The sequence below is a fragment of the Pseudomonas sp. C321 genome, assembly GCF_055407105.1.
Genome location: NZ_JBUZRB010000003.1, coordinates 527,067 through 543,859 on the forward strand (window position 1 = coordinate 527,067; position 16,793 = coordinate 543,859).

At 60.8% G+C, this 16,793-nt stretch carries 12 protein-coding genes; 6 read left to right on the top strand and 6 right to left on the bottom strand.

Annotated elements, in window-relative coordinates; all coding sequences use genetic code 11:
* Nucleotides 1-3 precede the first annotated feature (3 nt).
* The 6 genes from pcaH (at nt 4) to pcaC (ending at nt 5,404) form a co-directional block, all read left to right on the top strand.
* Nucleotides 4-708: a protocatechuate 3,4-dioxygenase subunit beta gene (gene pcaH / locus ACZRJ6_RS12030; protein WP_463968277.1), complete on the top strand. Its 705-nt coding sequence runs from the start codon at nt 4-6 to the stop codon at nt 706-708.
* Nucleotide 709: 1 nt separating this feature from the next.
* Nucleotides 710-1,276, top strand: coding sequence for a protocatechuate 3,4-dioxygenase subunit alpha (pcaG, locus tag ACZRJ6_RS12035; RefSeq protein ID WP_463968278.1), 567 nt, complete (start codon nt 710-712; stop codon nt 1,274-1,276).
* A 211-nt stretch (nt 1,277-1,487) separates the two neighbouring features.
* A complete protein-coding gene (locus ACZRJ6_RS12040; RefSeq protein WP_133099335.1) occupies nt 1,488-2,783 on the top strand; it encodes an MFS family transporter in 1,296 nt (431 codons plus the stop codon).
* 48 nt (nt 2,784-2,831) lie between these two features.
* Complete coding sequence (locus tag ACZRJ6_RS12045) at nt 2,832-4,196, top strand: 3-carboxy-cis,cis-muconate cycloisomerase (RefSeq protein WP_463968279.1); 1,365 nt, start codon at nt 2,832-2,834, stop codon at nt 4,194-4,196.
* Between the two features lie 10 nt (nt 4,197-4,206).
* A complete protein-coding gene (gene pcaD / locus ACZRJ6_RS12050; RefSeq protein ID WP_463968280.1) occupies nt 4,207-4,998 on the top strand; it encodes a 3-oxoadipate enol-lactonase in 792 nt (263 codons plus the stop codon).
* 10 nt (nt 4,999-5,008) lie between these two features.
* Nucleotides 5,009-5,404 (top strand): 4-carboxymuconolactone decarboxylase, encoded by a 396-nt coding sequence (pcaC, locus tag ACZRJ6_RS12055; RefSeq protein WP_149413070.1) that lies wholly within the window; start codon nt 5,009-5,011, stop codon nt 5,402-5,404.
* Between the two features lie 122 nt (nt 5,405-5,526).
* Here the strand turns inward: pcaC and ACZRJ6_RS12060 are convergent, their stop codons facing one another.
* The 6 genes from ACZRJ6_RS12060 to ACZRJ6_RS12085 form a co-directional block, all read right to left on the bottom strand.
* Complete coding sequence (locus ACZRJ6_RS12060; RefSeq protein WP_463968281.1) at nt 5,527-6,426, bottom strand: polysaccharide deacetylase family protein; 900 nt, start codon at nt 6,424-6,426, stop codon at nt 5,527-5,529.
* A gap of 85 nt (nt 6,427-6,511) precedes the next feature.
* Nucleotides 6,512-7,762, bottom strand: coding sequence for an OprD family porin (locus tag ACZRJ6_RS12065; RefSeq protein ID WP_463968282.1), 1,251 nt, complete (start codon nt 7,760-7,762; stop codon nt 6,512-6,514).
* A gap of 152 nt (nt 7,763-7,914) precedes the next feature.
* Nucleotides 7,915-9,603, bottom strand: coding sequence for a J domain-containing protein (locus tag ACZRJ6_RS12070; RefSeq protein WP_463968283.1), 1,689 nt, complete (start codon nt 9,601-9,603; stop codon nt 7,915-7,917).
* Between the two features lie 11 nt (nt 9,604-9,614).
* Nucleotides 9,615-11,312, bottom strand: coding sequence for a molecular chaperone HscC (locus ACZRJ6_RS12075; RefSeq protein ID WP_463968284.1), 1,698 nt, complete (start codon nt 11,310-11,312; stop codon nt 9,615-9,617).
* An 863-nt stretch (nt 11,313-12,175) separates the two neighbouring features.
* Complete coding sequence (gene emhC / locus ACZRJ6_RS12080; RefSeq protein WP_463968285.1) at nt 12,176-13,633, bottom strand: efflux RND transporter outer membrane subunit EmhC; 1,458 nt, start codon at nt 13,631-13,633, stop codon at nt 12,176-12,178.
* Nucleotides 13,630-16,791, bottom strand: coding sequence for an efflux RND transporter permease subunit (locus tag ACZRJ6_RS12085; protein ID WP_463968286.1), 3,162 nt, complete (start codon nt 16,789-16,791; stop codon nt 13,630-13,632). Before ACZRJ6_RS12085 ends, emhC begins: the two co-directional genes overlap by 4 nt.
* Nucleotides 16,792-16,793: the final 2 nt, after the last annotated feature.

Consider the following 16,793-nt stretch of genomic DNA (forward strand, 5'->3'; position numbering starts at 1 on the left):
TCCATGAGTGACAAGCCCGGTTACCGGCGCCCGCAAGCGGGTACTCAGCCTGATTATCTGCACCCGGCCTACCAGTCGACGAACCTGCGTTCGCCGTCCAAGCCGTTGGTGTTTCTGCCCCATTCCCTGTCGGAAATTACTGGCCCGACCATCGACGCCGAGCTCGTTAACGAGAAAGACAACGACCTGACCGCCCAGCACGCCGGTGAACCCCAGGGCGAGCGCATCATCATTCACGGGCGAGTGCTCGATGAAAACGGCCTGCCGGTGCCGGGCATCCTCGTGGAAATCTGGCAGGCCAACGCGGCCGGCCGCTACAACCACGAACGCGACGTGCACGACGCGCCCCTGGACCCGAACTTCACCGGCACCGGTCGCACCGTCACCGACGCCGATGGCTGGTACCAGTTCCAGACCATCAAGCCCGGCGCCTACCCGTGGGGCAACCACCACAACGCCTGGCGCCCGGCGCACATTCACTTCTCGTTGTTTGGCCCCAGTGTGCTGACGCGCCTGGTGACCCAGATGTATTTCCCCGGCGACCCGTTGCTGGCCTACGACCCGATCTACAACTGCGTCCCGGACACGTCTGCCAAGGAACGCCTGATCGCCAGCTTTGACCTGGAAAAAACCATTCCTTCCTATGCCCTCGGTTACCGCTGGGACATCGTCCTGCGCGGCCGCGACGCCACGCCGATGGAGAAATGAGATGACCCTCAATGCGACCACGTCCCACACCGTTGGGCCCTATTACCACATCGGCCTGACCTGGCTGAACCGCGAAGACCTCGCCAATGCCCAAACCCTGGGTGAGCGCGTGGCGATCACCGGGCGTGTGGTGGATGGCAACGGTGATGTCGTCAACGACGCCATGCTTGAAGTATGGCAAGCCAACGCCGCCGGAAAATACGACCACCCTGAAGATGAACAGGACAAGCCCCTGGACGCCAATTTCGAAGGGTTTGGCCGGGTGCCGGTGGATGCGCAAGGGCGCTTTCGGTTCAGCACCATCAAGCCGGGCAGCGTGCCGGGTTTGAAGGGTACGACACAGGCGCCGCATCTGCTGGTGTTGGTGTTTGCCCGTGGCTTGGTCAAGCACTTGCTGACGCGGATTTACTTTGATGGTGAGACGGCGAATGGCAACGATCCGTTGCTGGCCTGTGTGCCAGAAGAGCGGCGGGGCACCTTGATTGCCAAGGCTGATGCTTCGGGTGTGTATCAGTGGAATGTGATTTTGCAGGGCACAGACGAAGAGACGGTGTTCTTCGACTATTGAGTTCCTGTATGAGCGAGCTTGCTCGCGAAGATCGTCAACGATAACGCGGGTTTTCTGGATAAACGCGGTGTCCTTGAGTTCTTCGCGAGCAAGCTCGCTCCTACAGGGATGAGGCCGGCCCAGGCAACCCATATCCCAGCGTCTGCTTGCGGAACGAGTTTGTTGCAAAGTATGTCTAGACTTCAAACCGTTCCCAACGAGTGAAAAAAACATGACAACAACCACAAGTCACTACACCGGAGAAGAACGCCGCAAACGGATTTTTGCAATTGTCGGGGCTTCCTCCGGCAACCTGGTCGAATGGTTCGACTTCTACGTCTATGCCTTCTGCGCCATCTACTTCGCCCCGGCGTTTTTCCCGTCGGACGACCCCACTGTGCAACTGCTCAACACCGCCGGTGTATTTGCCGCCGGCTTCCTGATGCGCCCGATCGGTGGCTGGCTATTCGGCCGGGTGGCCGACAAGCACGGGCGCAAGAACTCGATGATGATCTCGGTGCTGATGATGTGCGCCGGCTCCCTGGTCATCGCCTTTTTGCCAACCTACAAGGACATCGGCGCCTGGGCACCGGCCTTGCTGTTGGCGGCGCGATTGTTTCAGGGCCTGTCGGTGGGCGGCGAATACGGCACCACCGCGACCTACATGAGCGAAGTAGCCCTCAAGGGCCAGCGCGGTTTTTTCGCCTCGTTCCAGTACGTGACCCTGATCGGCGGGCAGTTGCTGGCGGTGTCGGTAGTGGTGATCCTGCAACAACTGCTCACCGAAGATGAACTGCGGGCCTGGGGCTGGCGGATACCGTTCGTGATCGGTGCCATCGCGGCGGTGATCTCGCTGTTGCTGCGCCGCTCCCTGAAAGAAACCAGCAGCAAGGAAATGCGGGAAAACAAGGACGCTGGCAGCATTGCCGCGCTGTTCCGTGACCACAAGGCGGCGTTTATCACCGTGCTCGGCTACACCGCCGGCGGCTCGCTGATTTTCTACACCTTCACCACGTACATGCAGAAGTACCTGGTGAATACCGCCGGCATGCACGCCAAGACCGCCAGCTACATCATGACCGGCGCATTGTTCCTCTATATGTGCATGCAGCCCTTGTTCGGCATGCTCTCGGACAAGATTGGCCGGCGTAATTCCATGCTGTGGTTCGGCGCCCTCGGTACGCTGTGCACGGTGCCGATCCTGATGACCCTGAAGACCGTTACCAATCCGTTCCTGGCCTTTGTGCTGATCACCCTGGCCCTGGCGATCGTCAGTTTCTACACCTCTATCAGTGGCCTGGTGAAAGCGGAAATGTTCCCGCCACAAGTTCGCGCCTTGGGTGTTGGCCTGGCTTACGCGGTGGCCAACGCGATCTTCGGCGGTTCGGCGGAATACGTCGCCTTGGGCCTGAAATCCATTGGCCTGGAAAACACCTTCTATTGGTACGTTACCGGCATGATGGCGGTGGCGTTCCTGTTCAGCTTGCGCCTGCCCAAACAGGCGGCGTACTTGCACCACGATCTGTAACCGGTTGGCGCGCGCCCGTTGCGGGCGTGCGCGACCTAGGGATGGTTTATGACGACGCGCACGAGCAATCAACTGTTCGACGCTTATTTCACGGCCGACAGCATGGCCGAGGTGTTCTGTGATCAGGGCCGGCTGCAGGGCATGCTCGACTTTGAAGCTGCGCTGGCCCGGGCCGAGGCCCAGGTCGGGTTGATCCCTCAAGCGGCGGTCGCACCCATTGCCCAGGCCTGCCTGGCATCTCTCTACGACACGGTGGCGCTGGGCGAGGCGATTGCCACGGCGGGTAACTCGGCGATTCCACTGGTCAAGGCCTTGGGCAAGCAGATTGCTCAAGACGACGGCGGTGCCGAGCGTTATGTGCACTTGGGCGCCACCAGTCAGGATGTGATGGACACCGGCCTGGTGCTGCAACTGCGCCGCGCCGTGGAACTGATCGAAAACGATTTGGCACGGTTGGGGGAAACCCTCGCCGTGCAGGCCCAGCGATATGCAGCCACACCGTTGGCGGGCCGCACCTGGTTGCAACACGCGACGCCCGTCACCCTAGGCATGAAAATCGCCGGCTGGCTTGGCGCGGTGACCCGCAGTCGACAACGACTGACGCAACTCAAGCCGCGTTTGCTGGTGCTGCAATTTGGCGGCGCCTCTGGAACCCTTGCGGCGTTGGGTGACCAGGCCATGCCTGTAGCGTTGGCACTGGCCGCCGAGTTGCAGCTGACCTTGCCGGAGCAACCCTGGCACACCCAGCGTGATCGCCTGGTGGAACTTGCCGCCGTGCTTGGTTTGATCGCCGGTAGCCTCGGCAAACTGGGCCGTGATATCAGCCTGCTGATGCAGACCGAGGCGGCGGAAGTATTCGAACCGTCGGCGCCGGGCAAGGGCGGCTCCTCGACCATGCCCCACAAACGCAATCCGGTGGGTGCGGCCGTGCTGATCAGCGCCGCGACCCGCGTTCCCGGCCTGGTGGCGACGATGTTCAGCGCCATGCCCCAGGAGCACGAGCGCAGCCTGGGCCTGTGGCACGCCGAATGGGAAACCTTGCCTGAGATCTGCCGGTTGGTATCTGGCGCCTTGCATCAGGCCTTGCTAGTCAGCGAAGGCCTGGAAGTGGACGCCGAGCGCATGTCCCGTAACCTCGACCTGACCCAGGGGCTGGTGCTGGCCGAAGCGGTGAGCATCGTCCTTGCCCAGCGCCTGGGCCGCGAAACCGCCCATCATTTGTTGGAACAGTGCTGCAAACGTGCCGTCGCCCAGCGACGCCATCTGCGTGCGGTGCTGGCGGATGAGCCGCAAGTCACCACCGAATTATCGGCTGCTGAACTCGATCACCTGCTGGATCCGGCACACTACCTGGGCCAGGCACATACCTGGGTCGATCGCGCTGTGGCCGAACATGTTGCATTGACTGCTTGAGGAGGCTGCTGTGGGATTTGTACAACTCGCCGATGGCGAACTGAACTACCAACTCGATGGCCCCGACGATGCCCCGGTACTGGTGCTGTCCAACTCCCTGGGCACTGACCTGCATATGTGGGATGCGCAGATACAGGCCTTTACCCAATATTTTCGAGTGCTGCGTTTCGATACCCGTGGGCACGGCAAATCCCTGGTCACTGAAGGGCCTTACAGCATCGAGCAACTGGGGCGAGACGTGTTGGCTCTGCTGGACTCACTGCACATTGACCGCGCGCATTTTTGCGGGCTGTCCATGGGCGGCCTGATCGGCCAGTGGTTGGGCATCAATGCCGGCCAGCGTTTGCGGCGGCTTGTGGTGTGCAATACAGCAGCGAAGATCGGCGAACCGGCAGTGTGGAACCCACGGATTGAAATGGTCCTGCGCGACGGTGCGGCAGCGATGGTTGCCTTGCGTGATGCGTCGATTGCCCGCTGGTTCACTGCCGATTTTGCCCAAGCCAACCCTTATCAGGCCAAGCTGATCACCGACATGCTGGCAGCGACATCACCGCAGGGTTATGCGGCCAATTGCGCTGCGGTGCGCGATGCCGATTTTCGAGAGCAGTTGTCGTCGATCAAGGTGCCGACCCTGGTAATCGCCGGGACTGAAGACGCCGTCACGCCACCGGCCGGTGGGCACTTTATCCAGGCTCATGTGCAGGGCGCCGAATACGCCGAATTCTATGCTGCGCACCTTTCCAATGTGCAGGCTGGCGCCGCGTTCAGCGACCGGGTGCTGGAATTTCTGTTAGCCCACTGAGGAGTCTTTTGTGGACGAGAAACAACGCTATGCCGACGGCCTGCAAGTGCGTCGCGAAGTGCTCGGCGACGCCCACGTCGACCGCAGTCTGAATGCCCTGACCGAGTTCAATTCGGAGTTCCAGGAAATGATTACCCGCCACGCCTGGGGTGATATCTGGACCCGTCCGGGTTTGCCTCGGCACACCCGCAGCTTGATCACTATCGCCATGCTGATCGGCATGAATCGCAGTGAGGAACTGAAACTGCACTTGCGTGCGGCAGCCAGCAATGGCGTGACCCGTGCCGAGATCAAGGAGGTGCTGATGCAGAGCGCGATCTACTGTGGGATTCCGGCGGCCAATGCGACCTTTCACCTGGCAGAGTCGGTGTGGGATGAGTTGGGTGTTGAGTCGCGGCAACTGTAGGAGCTGTCGAGCCCAGGCGAGGCTGCGATAGCGGTGGGTAGGCACCCTCAATGTTGGCTGTGCTGACGCCATCGCAGCCTCGCCTGGGCTCGACAGCTCCTACGTTGGCTTGCTTGCTTAAATCAGAAGGAATCAGCGTTCCACAGCCAATTCCACACGCCTGGAAAATGCACCGCGTCGCTGGCATCACCCACTGTGCGAGCCATGGCGGCGCGTTGCAGTGTCGGGCGATCCGTGTAGAACGGCTCGGCAGCTGTCTTAAGGCCTGTGACTCGGGCGCTGTCCATCAGGATCTGCAGGTATTCCTGCAGATGCCGCGCGGTGTAGCGGTTGATGTCGTGAAAGGTCACCACCACCGGTATCACACCGTCCACTGTCGGCAACTGCCCCAGGGCGATCCGCTCGCGTACTTGCGACAGTTGCCGTAGCAGGTTGGCCCGCCGCTGCGGGCTGCCATTGAACCCCCAGATCTTGCCGTCATTGGCGCTCAGGTCCGTCAGCAGGATGTGCAAACCCTGTTTCTGATAGGCCGCGAAGGTGCGGCTGTCGTAGTTCCAGAAGGGCGGACGTACCAGCGATGGCGGTGCCCCAGTGATCGACTCAAGGGTTGCCGCGCCCAGGCTGAGGGACTGTTCCAGTTCTTCGGAGTCAAGGAGGCGGTGATTGGTGTGCCAGGCAGTGGCGGTGTGGAAGCCCAGGATATGCCCGTCAGCGTGCTCGCGTTCCATGGTTTTACGACCACGCGCGCTGCCGCCGGACCGAGACGCCTCGGTCTGCAAAAAGAAGATCGCCTTGATCCCCGGTTGTACCGGGTTGCTGGCCAGGTCCGCGAGCACCGAACGGCTCGGGTTGTCGAAGCCCGAGGCGCTGGGGCCGTCATCGAAGGTCAGCAAAAAGCGGATCGGCGCCTGGGCACGCAGGTTGTATTCAGTCTGCGGCGTCAGGGCAATGGGAGGGCCGATGCAGCCGCCCAGGCTCAATGCCAGGGCAAGTACGGCTGAGGCGATGGCAAGGGATTTCATGGTGTGGACCGTGCTCGAATGAAGGCCGCCGCTGATTTGGATCAGCCGCGGCAGGCGCGCACCATACAGCAAGGTTGTCGCGTGTTTACAGCAGACTTAGCGGATAGCTGACGATCAACCGGTTTTCATCAAACTCATTGTTGCTGTAGTCCCGACGCATGCTGGAATTGCGCCAGCGCACATTGAGGTTTTTCAACGTACCGCTCTGCACCGTGTAGGCCAGTTCGCTTTCCCGTCCCCATTCCTTGCCGTCGGTCACGGTGGCGGTGTGCACATTGCTGCCGCTGATGTAGCGGTTCATCACGGTCAGGCCTGGCACGCCAAGGGCGACGAAGTTGTAGTCGTGGCGCACCTGCCAGGATTTTTCCTGGGCGTTGTCGTAGCTGGCGTTGAAACTGTCGTTGGCCAGGGTGCCGCCGCTGGTGCCATTGACCCGCATCCAGGCGCTGTCGCCGGTGAGCTTTTGCAGGCCGACGTAGAAGGTGTTGCCGCCGTACTTGGCCGAGAACATCCCGGACCAGGTCTTGTTGTCCAGGTTGCCGGCACGGGCGCTACCGTCTTCCTTGCCGTAGAAAAATCCGAGGTTGGCCCCCAGGGTCCAGTCGCCCAGGGGTTGGCTGTGGATCAGATTGAGGTACTGCTGGCTGTAGATATCCTTGAGTTGGGCATTCCACACGCCGACCTGCGTGCGTTTGTCGTTGAAGGCATATTCGCCGCCCTGGAAGTTGAACCGGTGGGAGGTGAAGGCGGTTTTTCCGAACATTGACATGTCGGTCATGCTGCTGTCGTCACGCGGGCTATTGGCGCGGAACTGGCCGCCGTAGAGGGTCAGGCCGTCGATTTCTTTGGAGGTGATCTGCCCTCCGCGCAAGGTTTGCGGCAGTGAGCGGCCGTCATCCGAGCGCAGGATCGGCAGCACCGGCATCCATTCGCCTACCTTCACCTCAGTCTTCGAGATGCGCGCCTTGAATGCTACGCCCAGGCGCCCGAAGTCATCGGCGGGCCGCCCATCGTGATCCAGTGGCAACAGTTGCGTGCCCCCGGTGCCACGTCCGCCATCGAGCTTCACCGAATACAAACCGAGCACGTCCACGCCAAAACCCACGGTGCCCTGGGTGAAGCCGGACTTGGCATCGAGGATGAAACTCTGGGTCCACTCCTGAGCGCCGCCCTGGGGTTTGGTCGGGTTTGTGTAATCGCGGTTGAAGAAGAAATTGCGCAGGTTGAGGTTGGCGCTGGCGTCTTCGAGAAAGCCGTGTTCTTCGGCGACGACGGGCAAGGAAAGACTGGCGACAACGGTCGCCAGCAACAGCTGGCGCGGATGGAAAGTGCTCATGGCGTAGGACCTGTTGTTATTGGGGTTATGCAGGTGCCGGCCATGTTGCTTGGCGGTGTGGGTGCAATGAAAGTGGGGTAGGGCGGGTTGTGGGCGATGATCGAACGCAAGTTGACGGGCCTGTGCATTGCGCTCAGGCCCGGTCTTCAGGGCTAGCGTTTGGGCAGGTCGAAGTGGGTCCAGGGCACGGCGGGCAAGTAGTGCTGGGCGGCAATGATCACCGCCACCATCACCACCAGGAACACCGCTTGCAGCGGGCTCCAGAACGCCCAGTGCAAGCCGTTCAGCCACGGGTAGTTGTGGCTGAACTTATGGCTCATGTGGCCGATGCGTTTCTTGTGCAGCAGGTTGATCAGCAGCATCCCGGCATAGGTCACCATACCCAATACACCCAGCACCAGCGCGCAGGCCAGGAGCATCGCCAACTGCGGCACACCATGGCGTAACACCAGCCAGTATTGGTTAGGGTTGAGCCGCTTGGGGATCAAATACTGGCTCAGCCACACGTCCTGAACCATAAAGGACGAAGTCATTCCGGCCCACATCTGCGTGATGCGAAAGCCGATCCCTGCCGGCACGATCCCCAGCACCAGGAAGATGAGCAGGACACCAATGTCCAGCTTTTCGGGCTTGTCGCGTACGAGGTTCAGGCCGACGGCCAAGGTGAAGATAGCCCACAGCCGGATAAGCACTTGGGTGTAAATCGGTCTTGGGACAAATTTGCGCCAGAAGAACAGGTCGCTCTGGGGCAGGCGCTCGATCAGTTGCGGGTAACGCCACGTGAGGTTTTCCCCCAATTGCTGGCACGCGCTCCACTCGTTTTCGCCAAACCGATCGATGATGCGCATCTGTTGGGTCGCGGTCATGGGCGTGAGCAGCAAGCGCGCAGCCAGTGCATCCGGGCTGGTGCGGCGGGTGTCCTGGGCCTTGCCTTGCAGGTTGGTGTAAAAACTTTCCTGTTCGCAGCGCGACACCAGGCCACGCCACATCCACGCCGGTTCCGGATACACACTTTTCTGGTCGTCCCAGCCAAATGCCGAGCACACGTGTTCGAACAGCGGCACGCTCCATTGGGTGTCGTGCAGCAGTTGCAGGACGATGCGTTGCCACTGTTGCTGCTGGTCGAACACCCGCAGCCAGGGCTGGCTGTTGTATTGCGTCAGTTGGTTGACGAACTCACGCTCGGCCTTTTGCTCCAGCAGTTCCTGCAAGGTGCGACGGTATTCCTGGAGCAGCTCGCTGGTGAGGGCTTCGTGCTGCCAGGGCGTCATGGTCACCCGTTGCCAGGGCGTCAGCCATTCCAGGTGTTGCATCGCCCAACCGACGATTGCACTGCGCTCGCCGGGGGCTTCGAAGCAATGGCGCAGCAGGCCGGCCTGGAACGCCTCTTCACAGCCCTGCTGTTGGGCCTGGGCCCAGCGTTCATCGAGGTTGTGCAGGTTCAGGCCGGTGAGCAGCGCGTGGGCCGGGTCCGGCTTTGGCGCTTCAAACGCGGCGGGGCTGAGCGGGCTAATGTTCATCAGCTCGGCGAGGTCATACGCGTTTTTCACCACAGTCGGTTCGAACGGCGCAGGACTCAAGGGGCGAACGTCCATCAGTTCGGCCAGGTCGTTGAGGTTGCCGTGGGCCTGTTCGGCCGCCGGCGCCTCGACGGTTTCCACCTCCACGTTGTCGGCCCGCCAGCGCGCTTCATTCAACGCTTGTTCATAGGCTTCGCGCAGGCGCTGGAAACCCTCGGCGTCATCGTCCGGGCGGCAGCTTTTCAGCAACCGCGCGTAGGTGCGTTTGATGGTGCGCTCGTCGGCATCGTCTGCCAGTTGCAACACTGTCCAACAGTCCATGTGGTTGCCCCTTAGCGCCAGAACCCGTTGTCGAGTTGCTCAAGTTGACGGGTCAGCTCGCTGCGGGCCTCACGGATACGGCGTTCGTCCTGGGTGTCGAGCACTTGCTGGAACTGTGCGGCCCAGTGCCCGATCTGCTCGCGCAATTCGCCGAGGTTTTCCTGGTAGAGCCGTTCGAGGCGGGCGGTCAGCACGGTATTGACCTGCTGGTCGCGCGGGTGAATCTTCAACAGCGCCAAGGCTTGCAGGCGTTGCTGGATCTCCTGCGGGCTGAGCACGCCCGGGTTGTTCTCGATCACCAGCGAATGCTGCTCGCCGGTCAGCGGGATGTTCACCTGGGCTTCGAGCAAGCCGTTGTTGTCGTAGGTGAAGCGCACGTCCAGTGTGACTTCGCCGGCCTTGCGCTTGGGCACGGGGATTTCCAGCTGGCCCAGTTCGATGTTGTCTTTCACCAGGCGGCTTTCGCCCTGGTAGATTTTCAGCAGCACGCGGGTCTGGTCGTCGTAGAGGGTGACCACACTCTTGACCCGGCTGACCGGCACGCTGCTGTTGCGCTCGATCAGCGGCATGTAATGCCCGCTTTCGATATGGCCGCCGTACTGGTTCGAGGTTTCGATGCCCAGGGTGTAGGGGCAGACGTCGGTCAGCACGATTTCTTCCAGCGCCGCCGAGCGGGCCTTGAGCGCAGCCTGAATCGCCGCGCCGTGGGCGACCACCTGGTCCGGATCGAGGCTGATGGACGGGAAACGCCCGAACAAACCAGCGGCCAGTTTGCGCACCAGCGGCATGCGCGTGGTGCCGCCGACCAGCAGGATTTCATCCAGATCGCCTACCCGAATCCGTGCATCACGCAGGGCGCGTTCGATGGGGGCGCGCAGGCGTTCCAGTAGCGGCGTGTAGAGCTTGGCGAGTTCGGCCTGGGTGATGGTTTTGACCCACTGCTGGCCGTCGACGCGCAGGGCGAACTCGGTGCTGTCGTCCTGGCCCAAGGCTTTGCGCACGCGCTCGGCTTCTCGGCGCAGGGCCTGCAACACACTGCTGGTGGGCGGGAAACCCTGGGCATTGCGCTGGCTGTCGACGAAGTGCTCCAGCAACAGGGTGTCGAAGTCTTCGCCGCCAAGGAAGTTGTCGCCGGCGCTGGCGCGTACTTCCATCACGCCGTCGAACAGCTCGATGATCGACACGTCAAAGGTGCCGCCACCGAGGTCGAACACCAGGAACGAGGTTTCCTTGTCACGCTGGTGCAGGCCATATGCCAAGGCGGCGGCGGTGGGTTCGTTTATCAGCTTTTCCACGTTGAGCCCCGCCAGTTCACCGGCGATGCGCGTGGCTTTGCGCTGGCCGTCGCTGAAGTAGGCGGGCACGCTGATCACCGCTTCAGTGACGACGTGGCCGTAGGTGCGCTCGATGTCTTCTTTGAGGCTTTTGAGTACCAGCGCCGACAGCTCTTCGGGACGGAACGAGCGGTCGCCGAGGCGCACTTCGGTGGCACTGCCCATGTAGCGCTTGAACAGCGAAGTAGTCAGGTGCGGGTGGGTATGCAGGCGTTCCTTGGCGGCTTGGCCGACCAGGATACGGCCTTGATCATCCAGGCCGACCACACTCGGAGTCAGCAACTGGCCAAGGGCATTGGGCACCATTTCGGCGGCATCGCCGCGCCACACGGCAGCAAGACTGTTGGTCGTGCCCAGGTCGATTCCTACGATCATTACGACAAGCTCCCTCTGTGGTCTGTAAGAATCTGTTACCAATTTTACCCTGAAAGGTTCGGCAGAAAGCAAGGTGCAAGACTTGATGCGGGTTGTCTTGATGGTCTTCGGGTTGGTGCTTCTTCAGGTAGATTGAGTATCTATCCGTTGCTGCGGTAACGGCCACTTAGGGTTCCGCCCTTACGGCGGGTCACTTTTTTACAAACGCCTAAAAAAGTAACCAAAAAACGCTTTGCCCCACCACTCGGTGCCTCGCCTAGGCTCGGCGTGCGGCCATCGTGGTTAACGGGGCCTGTCAGATCAAGATCAAAAGCAGAGCACGGCGGCCTAGTAGCCGACCTGAGTGGTTGAAGCAAAAGCAGGGCAGAAGCAGAGCACCACCACAGCTACCTGATGTAATGAGCCCCCCTCCCACAATTTGACCGAGTTCAGTTTCCAAGATTAGGTCGGCTGTCAGGTCGCCCAGGCTTTGTTTTTGATCTAACCACTCAGGTCGGCTACTAGGCCGCCGTGCTCTGCTTTTGATCTGCTTTTGATCTTGATCTTAGGCGCCCCGTTAACCACGCTGGCCGGAGAGAGGGCACACCGAGCCTAGGCGAGGCACCGAGTGGTGGGGCGAAGACCTTTTGCTTACTTTTGGGTCTTTCCAAAAGTGAGCCGCTGTAAGAGCGGAACCCATATCAGCCGTTACCCAAATAACGGATATGTACTCAGCGAGCCCGCGACAACCCCCGTAAAAAGATAGGTAGATACCTATGGCCATCGTAGAGAAGCCAGCCCCACCTTTGATCAGCGGTGGTCAATGAAATGGCATAAAAAAACCGCTTCCGGTAAGGGAAGCGGTTTTATCTACAACAGCAAGATCAGAACAACTTCAGTGCCGGTGCTTCTTCTTTCAACGGCTCACTCTTCGCCGTTTGTTCACTCCAGCCGCCACCGAGAGCCTTATACAACGTTACTTCGCTGGTCAGCTGCGCCAGGCGGTCGGTGATCAGCGATTGCTGGGCACTGAACAGCTGGCGCTGGGCGTCGAGGAAGGTCAGGTTGCTGTCGACACCAATGCGGTAGCGACGCTCGGCCAGACGGTAGTAGTCCTGGTTGGCGGTGACGAAGTCACGCTGGGCCTGCAACTGTTGGTTGTAGGTTTCACGTGCCGCCAGGCCATCAGAGACTTCCTGGAACGCGGTCTGGATCGACTTCTCGTAGTTCGCGACGTTGATCTCTTTCTGGATTTTCGAGTAATCCAGGCTGGCGCGCAGGCTGCCGGCGTTGAAGATCGGAATGTTGATCTGCGGTGCGAACGACCAGGTCCCCGAACCGCCCTTGAACAGGCCACCGAGATCCGGGCTCAGGGTGCCGGCATTGGCGGTCAGGCTGATGCTCGGGAAGAACGCAGCCCGTGCCGCACCGATGTTGGCGTTGGCGGCCTTGAGGTTGTACTCGGCCTGCAGGATGTCGGGACGACGTTGCAGCAGGTCCGAAGGCAGGCCTGCCGGTACTTCGCTCAACAGGTCGTCAGCCAATGGCTTGCTGACGAGGTTCGCCGGCAGGCCGGTGCCCAGCAGCAGGGTCAGGCTATTTTCGTCCTGGGCCACCTGGCGGGTGTAGCGCGCCAGTTGTACCCGGGCGTTTTCCACCGAGGTGCGCGACTGGCTCAGGTCCAGGGCCGAAGCCACACCGACTTCGTTGCTGCGGGAGGTGAGCTTGTAGCTCTCCTCGAACGCGCCCAGGGTGTCCTGGGTCAGTTTCAGCAGTTCCTTGTCGGCCTGCCAGGTCAGGTAGGCATTGGCCACGCTGGCCACCAGGCTGATCTGGGTTGTACGACGGGCTTCTTCGGTGGCGAAGTACTTCTGCAGCGCTTCTTCGCTCAGGCTGCGAACTCGACCGAACAGGTCCAGCTCGTAGGAACTGATGCCCAGGGTTGCCGAATACGAACTGGTGATGCCCGCTTCGCCAGTTTGCGAGGCCCGTGCTGGAACCCGCTGGCGGCTGCCGCTGCCATTGGCCGAAACCGCCGGGAACAGGTCGGCGCGCTGGATGCGGTACTGCGCGGCATAGGCGTCGATGTTCAGGGCCGCGACACGCAGGTCACGGTTGTTCACCAGCGCGGTCTGGATCAGCTGTTGCAGGGCAGGATCATGGAAAAACTGCTTCCAGCCCTGTTCGGCAGCGGCCTGGCTCGGCGCCTGGGCCGACGAATACGCCGGCCCTTGCGGGAACTGTGCGGCCACCGGCGCTTCGGGGCGCTGGTAGTCAGGTATCAGCGAGCAGCCACTGAGCACGAATGCCGTAACTGCCAGGGAAAGTAGCGACTTGCTCATTGGCCAGCCTCTTTAGAAGTTTGCGTAGTGTCAGTCTTTTTCCGACTGCCGATGGCTGACACGGTTACGAAGAACAGTGGCACCCAGAAGATCGCCAGGACAGTGGCGGTGATCATGCCGCCAATTACCCCGGTACCGATGGCGTGTTGGCTGCCTGAACCGGCACCCGTGGAGATCGCCAGCGGCAGTACGCCGAGGACGAACGCCATGGAGGTCATGATGATCGGGCGCAGGCGCATCCGGGAGGCTTCGATAGCCGCCTCGACGATGCCTTTGCCTTGTTCGTGGAGCTCTTTGGCAAACTCGACAATCAAGATGGCGTTTTTCGCCGCCAGGCCCACCGTCACCAATAGCCCCACCTGGAAGAATACGTCGTTGGACAGCCCCCGCATGCTGGTTGCCATCAGTGCGCCGATAACCCCCAGCGGTACTACCAGTACCACTGCGATCGGGATCGACCAACTTTCGTACAGTGCAGCCAGGCAGAGGAACACTACCAGCAGCGACAGGGCATACAACGCAGGTGCCTGGGAGCCGGATAGACGTTCTTCATAAGACAGGCCGGTCCAGGCATAACCGACACCCGCCGGCAGTTGCTTGGCGATACGCTCGACTTCCGCCATCGCGTCACCGGTACTGTAGCCCGGTGCCGGTGTACCGAGGATTTCCATCGCCGCTACACCGTTATAGCGCGAGAGTTTCGGTGAGCCGAAAATCCATTGGCCCGAGGCAATGGCCGACAACGGCACCATCTTCCCGGAGTCGCTGCGAACGTACCATTTGTTCAGGTCTTCAGGGGACATCCGGCCAGCGGCCTCACCCTGGATATAGACCTTCTTCACCCGACCACGGTCGATGAAATCGTTGATGTAGCTGCCACCCAGGGCAATCGACAGGGTCTGGTTGATGCTCGCCAGGCTGATGCCCTGGGCGCTGGCCTTCTCGTCGTCAACGGTCAGCTCATACTGCGGCTCATCGTTTACGCCGTTGGGACGTACGCCTGCAAGAATCTTGCTTTGCGAGGCCAGGCCGAGGAACTGGTTGCGCGCCGCCATCAATTTTTCGTGGCCGACGCCGCCCTGATCCTGCAGGAATACGTCGAAACCGGTGGCGTTACCCAGCTCCAGTACCGACGGTGGCACGATGGCAAACACCATGGCGTCCTTGAAGGTTTGGGAGAAGTAGCCCTGGGCACGCTTGGCCACTTCGAACACCGACATCGATGCGTCGCGCTCATCCCATGGCTTGAGCATGACGAACGCCAGGCCCGAGCTTTGGCCACGACCGGCAAAGTTGAAGCCGTTCACGGTAAACACCGACTTCACGGCCTTGCCTTCGCCTGGCTCACCTTCCTTGTCGTTCAACAGGAAAGCACGCATGTCGTCGATGACTATCTGGGTGCGTTCAGCCGAGGAACCGACCGGCGTCTGCACCTGGGCAAAGATCACACCCTGGTCTTCCTCGGGCAGGAACGCGCTCGGAATACGGGTGAACAACCAGATCATGCCGGCGAGGATGAGAATGTAGACCAGGAACGATGGAAACTTGTGCTTGATCATGTTGCCGACGCCGCGCTCGTAGCTCAGTACGCCACGGTCGAAGGTACGGTTGAACCAGCCAAAGAAGCCGCTCTTGGGCTGGCCATGTTTTTCCGGATCGATCGGCTTGAGCATGGTGGCGCACAAGGCCGGGGTGAAGATCAGGGCAACCAGTACCGACAACGCCATCGCCGAGACAATGGTGATGGAGAACTGTTTGTAGATCACACCAGTGGAGCCGCCGAAGAAGGCCATGGGCAGCAGTACCGCCGACAGCACCAGGGCAATACCCACCAGGGCGCCCTGGATCTGGCCCATGGACTTGACCGTCGCTTCCTTGGGCGACAGGTGTTCCTCGGCCATTACCCGCTCAACGTTCTCCACCACCACGATCGCATCGTCCACCAATAGACCGATGGCCAGGATCATGCCGAACATGGTCAGGGTGTTGATGGTGAAACCGAAGGCTGCGAGGATCCCGAAGGTACCCAGCAATACCACCGGCACCGTCATCGTGGTGATGATGGTGGCGCGGAAGTTTTGCAGGAACAGGAACATCACCAGGAACACCAGGACGATCGCCTCGACCAGGGTATCGACTACACCAGAGATCGATTCTGTCACCACAGGGGTGGTGTCATACGGGACCACGGCTTTCATGCCAGGCGGGAAGAACGGTTCCAGGGATGCAACCGTGGTGCGAATGGCCTTGGCGGTGTCCAGGGCGTTAGCGCCGGACGCCAGTTTGATCGCTATGCCGGAAGCCGGCTTGCCGTTGAACTGCGCACTGATGCTGTAGTTCTGGCCGCCCAGTTCAACACGAGCAACATCGCCCAGGCGAACCTGGGAGCCGTCGGAGTTAACGCGCAGCAGGATCTTTTCGAACTGCTCGGCGCTTTGCAGACGGGTCTTGCCGATGATGGTGGCGTTCAGTTGCGTGCCGGGCAGGGCAGGCAGGCCACCCAGTTGACCGGTGGCCACCTGTACGTTCTGCGCCTGGACGGCGTTGCTGACATCCACTGGAGTCATCTTGAAGTTGTTTAGCTTGGCCGGGTCCAGCCAGATACGCATGGCGTACTGGGAGCCGAAGACCTGGAAGTCACCCACGCCAGACGTCCGGGAAATCGGGTCCTGCATGTTGGAAACGATGTAGTTGGAGAGGTCGTCCTTGGTCATGCTGCCGTCTTCCGACACCAGACCGACCACCATCAGGAAGTTCTTCACCGACTTGGTTACACGGATACCCTGCTGCTGCACTTCTTGCGGCAGCAAAGGTGTCGCCAGGTTCAGCTTGTTCTGCACCTGAACCTGGGCGATGTCCGGGTTGGTGCCCTGGTTGAACGTCGCGGTGATGGTCATGCTGCCGTCGGAGTTACTGTCCGAGGAGACATAGCGCAGGTTGTCGATACCGTTGAGCTGTTGCTCGATGACCTGCACCACGGTGTCCTGCACGGTTTGTGCAGAAGCGCCTGGGTAGGTGACCTGGATGTCGATCGCTGTTGGAGCGATAGCCGGGTACTGGTTGATGGGCAGCTTGAGGATCGATAGAGCGCCGACCAACATGATCACCAGGGCAATTACCCAGGCGAAAATGGGACGGTCGATAAAAAATTTCGACATGA

Bases quoted from the DNA above. Each gene is read 5' to 3' on its own strand.
- pcaH (WP_463968277.1), top strand. From the start codon at position 4: ATGAGTGACAAGCCCGGTTACCGGCGCCCGCAAGCGGGTACTCAGCCT.
- pcaG (WP_463968278.1), top strand. From the start codon at position 710: ATGACCCTCAATGCGACCACGTCCCACACCGTTGGGCCCTATTACCAC.
- ACZRJ6_RS12040 (WP_133099335.1), top strand. From the start codon at position 1,488: ATGACAACAACCACAAGTCACTACACCGGAGAAGAACGCCGCAAACGG.
- ACZRJ6_RS12045 (WP_463968279.1), top strand. From the start codon at position 2,832: ATGACGACGCGCACGAGCAATCAACTGTTCGACGCTTATTTCACGGCC.
- ACZRJ6_RS12060 (WP_463968281.1), bottom strand. From the start codon at position 6,426: ATGAAATCCCTTGCCATCGCCTCAGCCGTACTTGCCCTGGCATTGAGC.
- ACZRJ6_RS12065 (WP_463968282.1), bottom strand. From the start codon at position 7,762: ATGAGCACTTTCCATCCGCGCCAGCTGTTGCTGGCGACCGTTGTCGCC.
- ACZRJ6_RS12070 (WP_463968283.1), bottom strand. From the start codon at position 9,603: ATGGACTGTTGGACAGTGTTGCAACTGGCAGACGATGCCGACGAGCGC.
- ACZRJ6_RS12075 (WP_463968284.1), bottom strand. From the start codon at position 11,312: ATGATCGTAGGAATCGACCTGGGCACGACCAACAGTCTTGCTGCCGTG.
- emhC (WP_463968285.1), bottom strand. From the start codon at position 13,633: ATGAGCAAGTCGCTACTTTCCCTGGCAGTTACGGCATTCGTGCTCAGT.
- ACZRJ6_RS12085 (WP_463968286.1), bottom strand. From the start codon at position 16,791: ATGTCGAAATTTTTTATCGACCGTCCCATTTTCGCCTGGGTAATTGCC.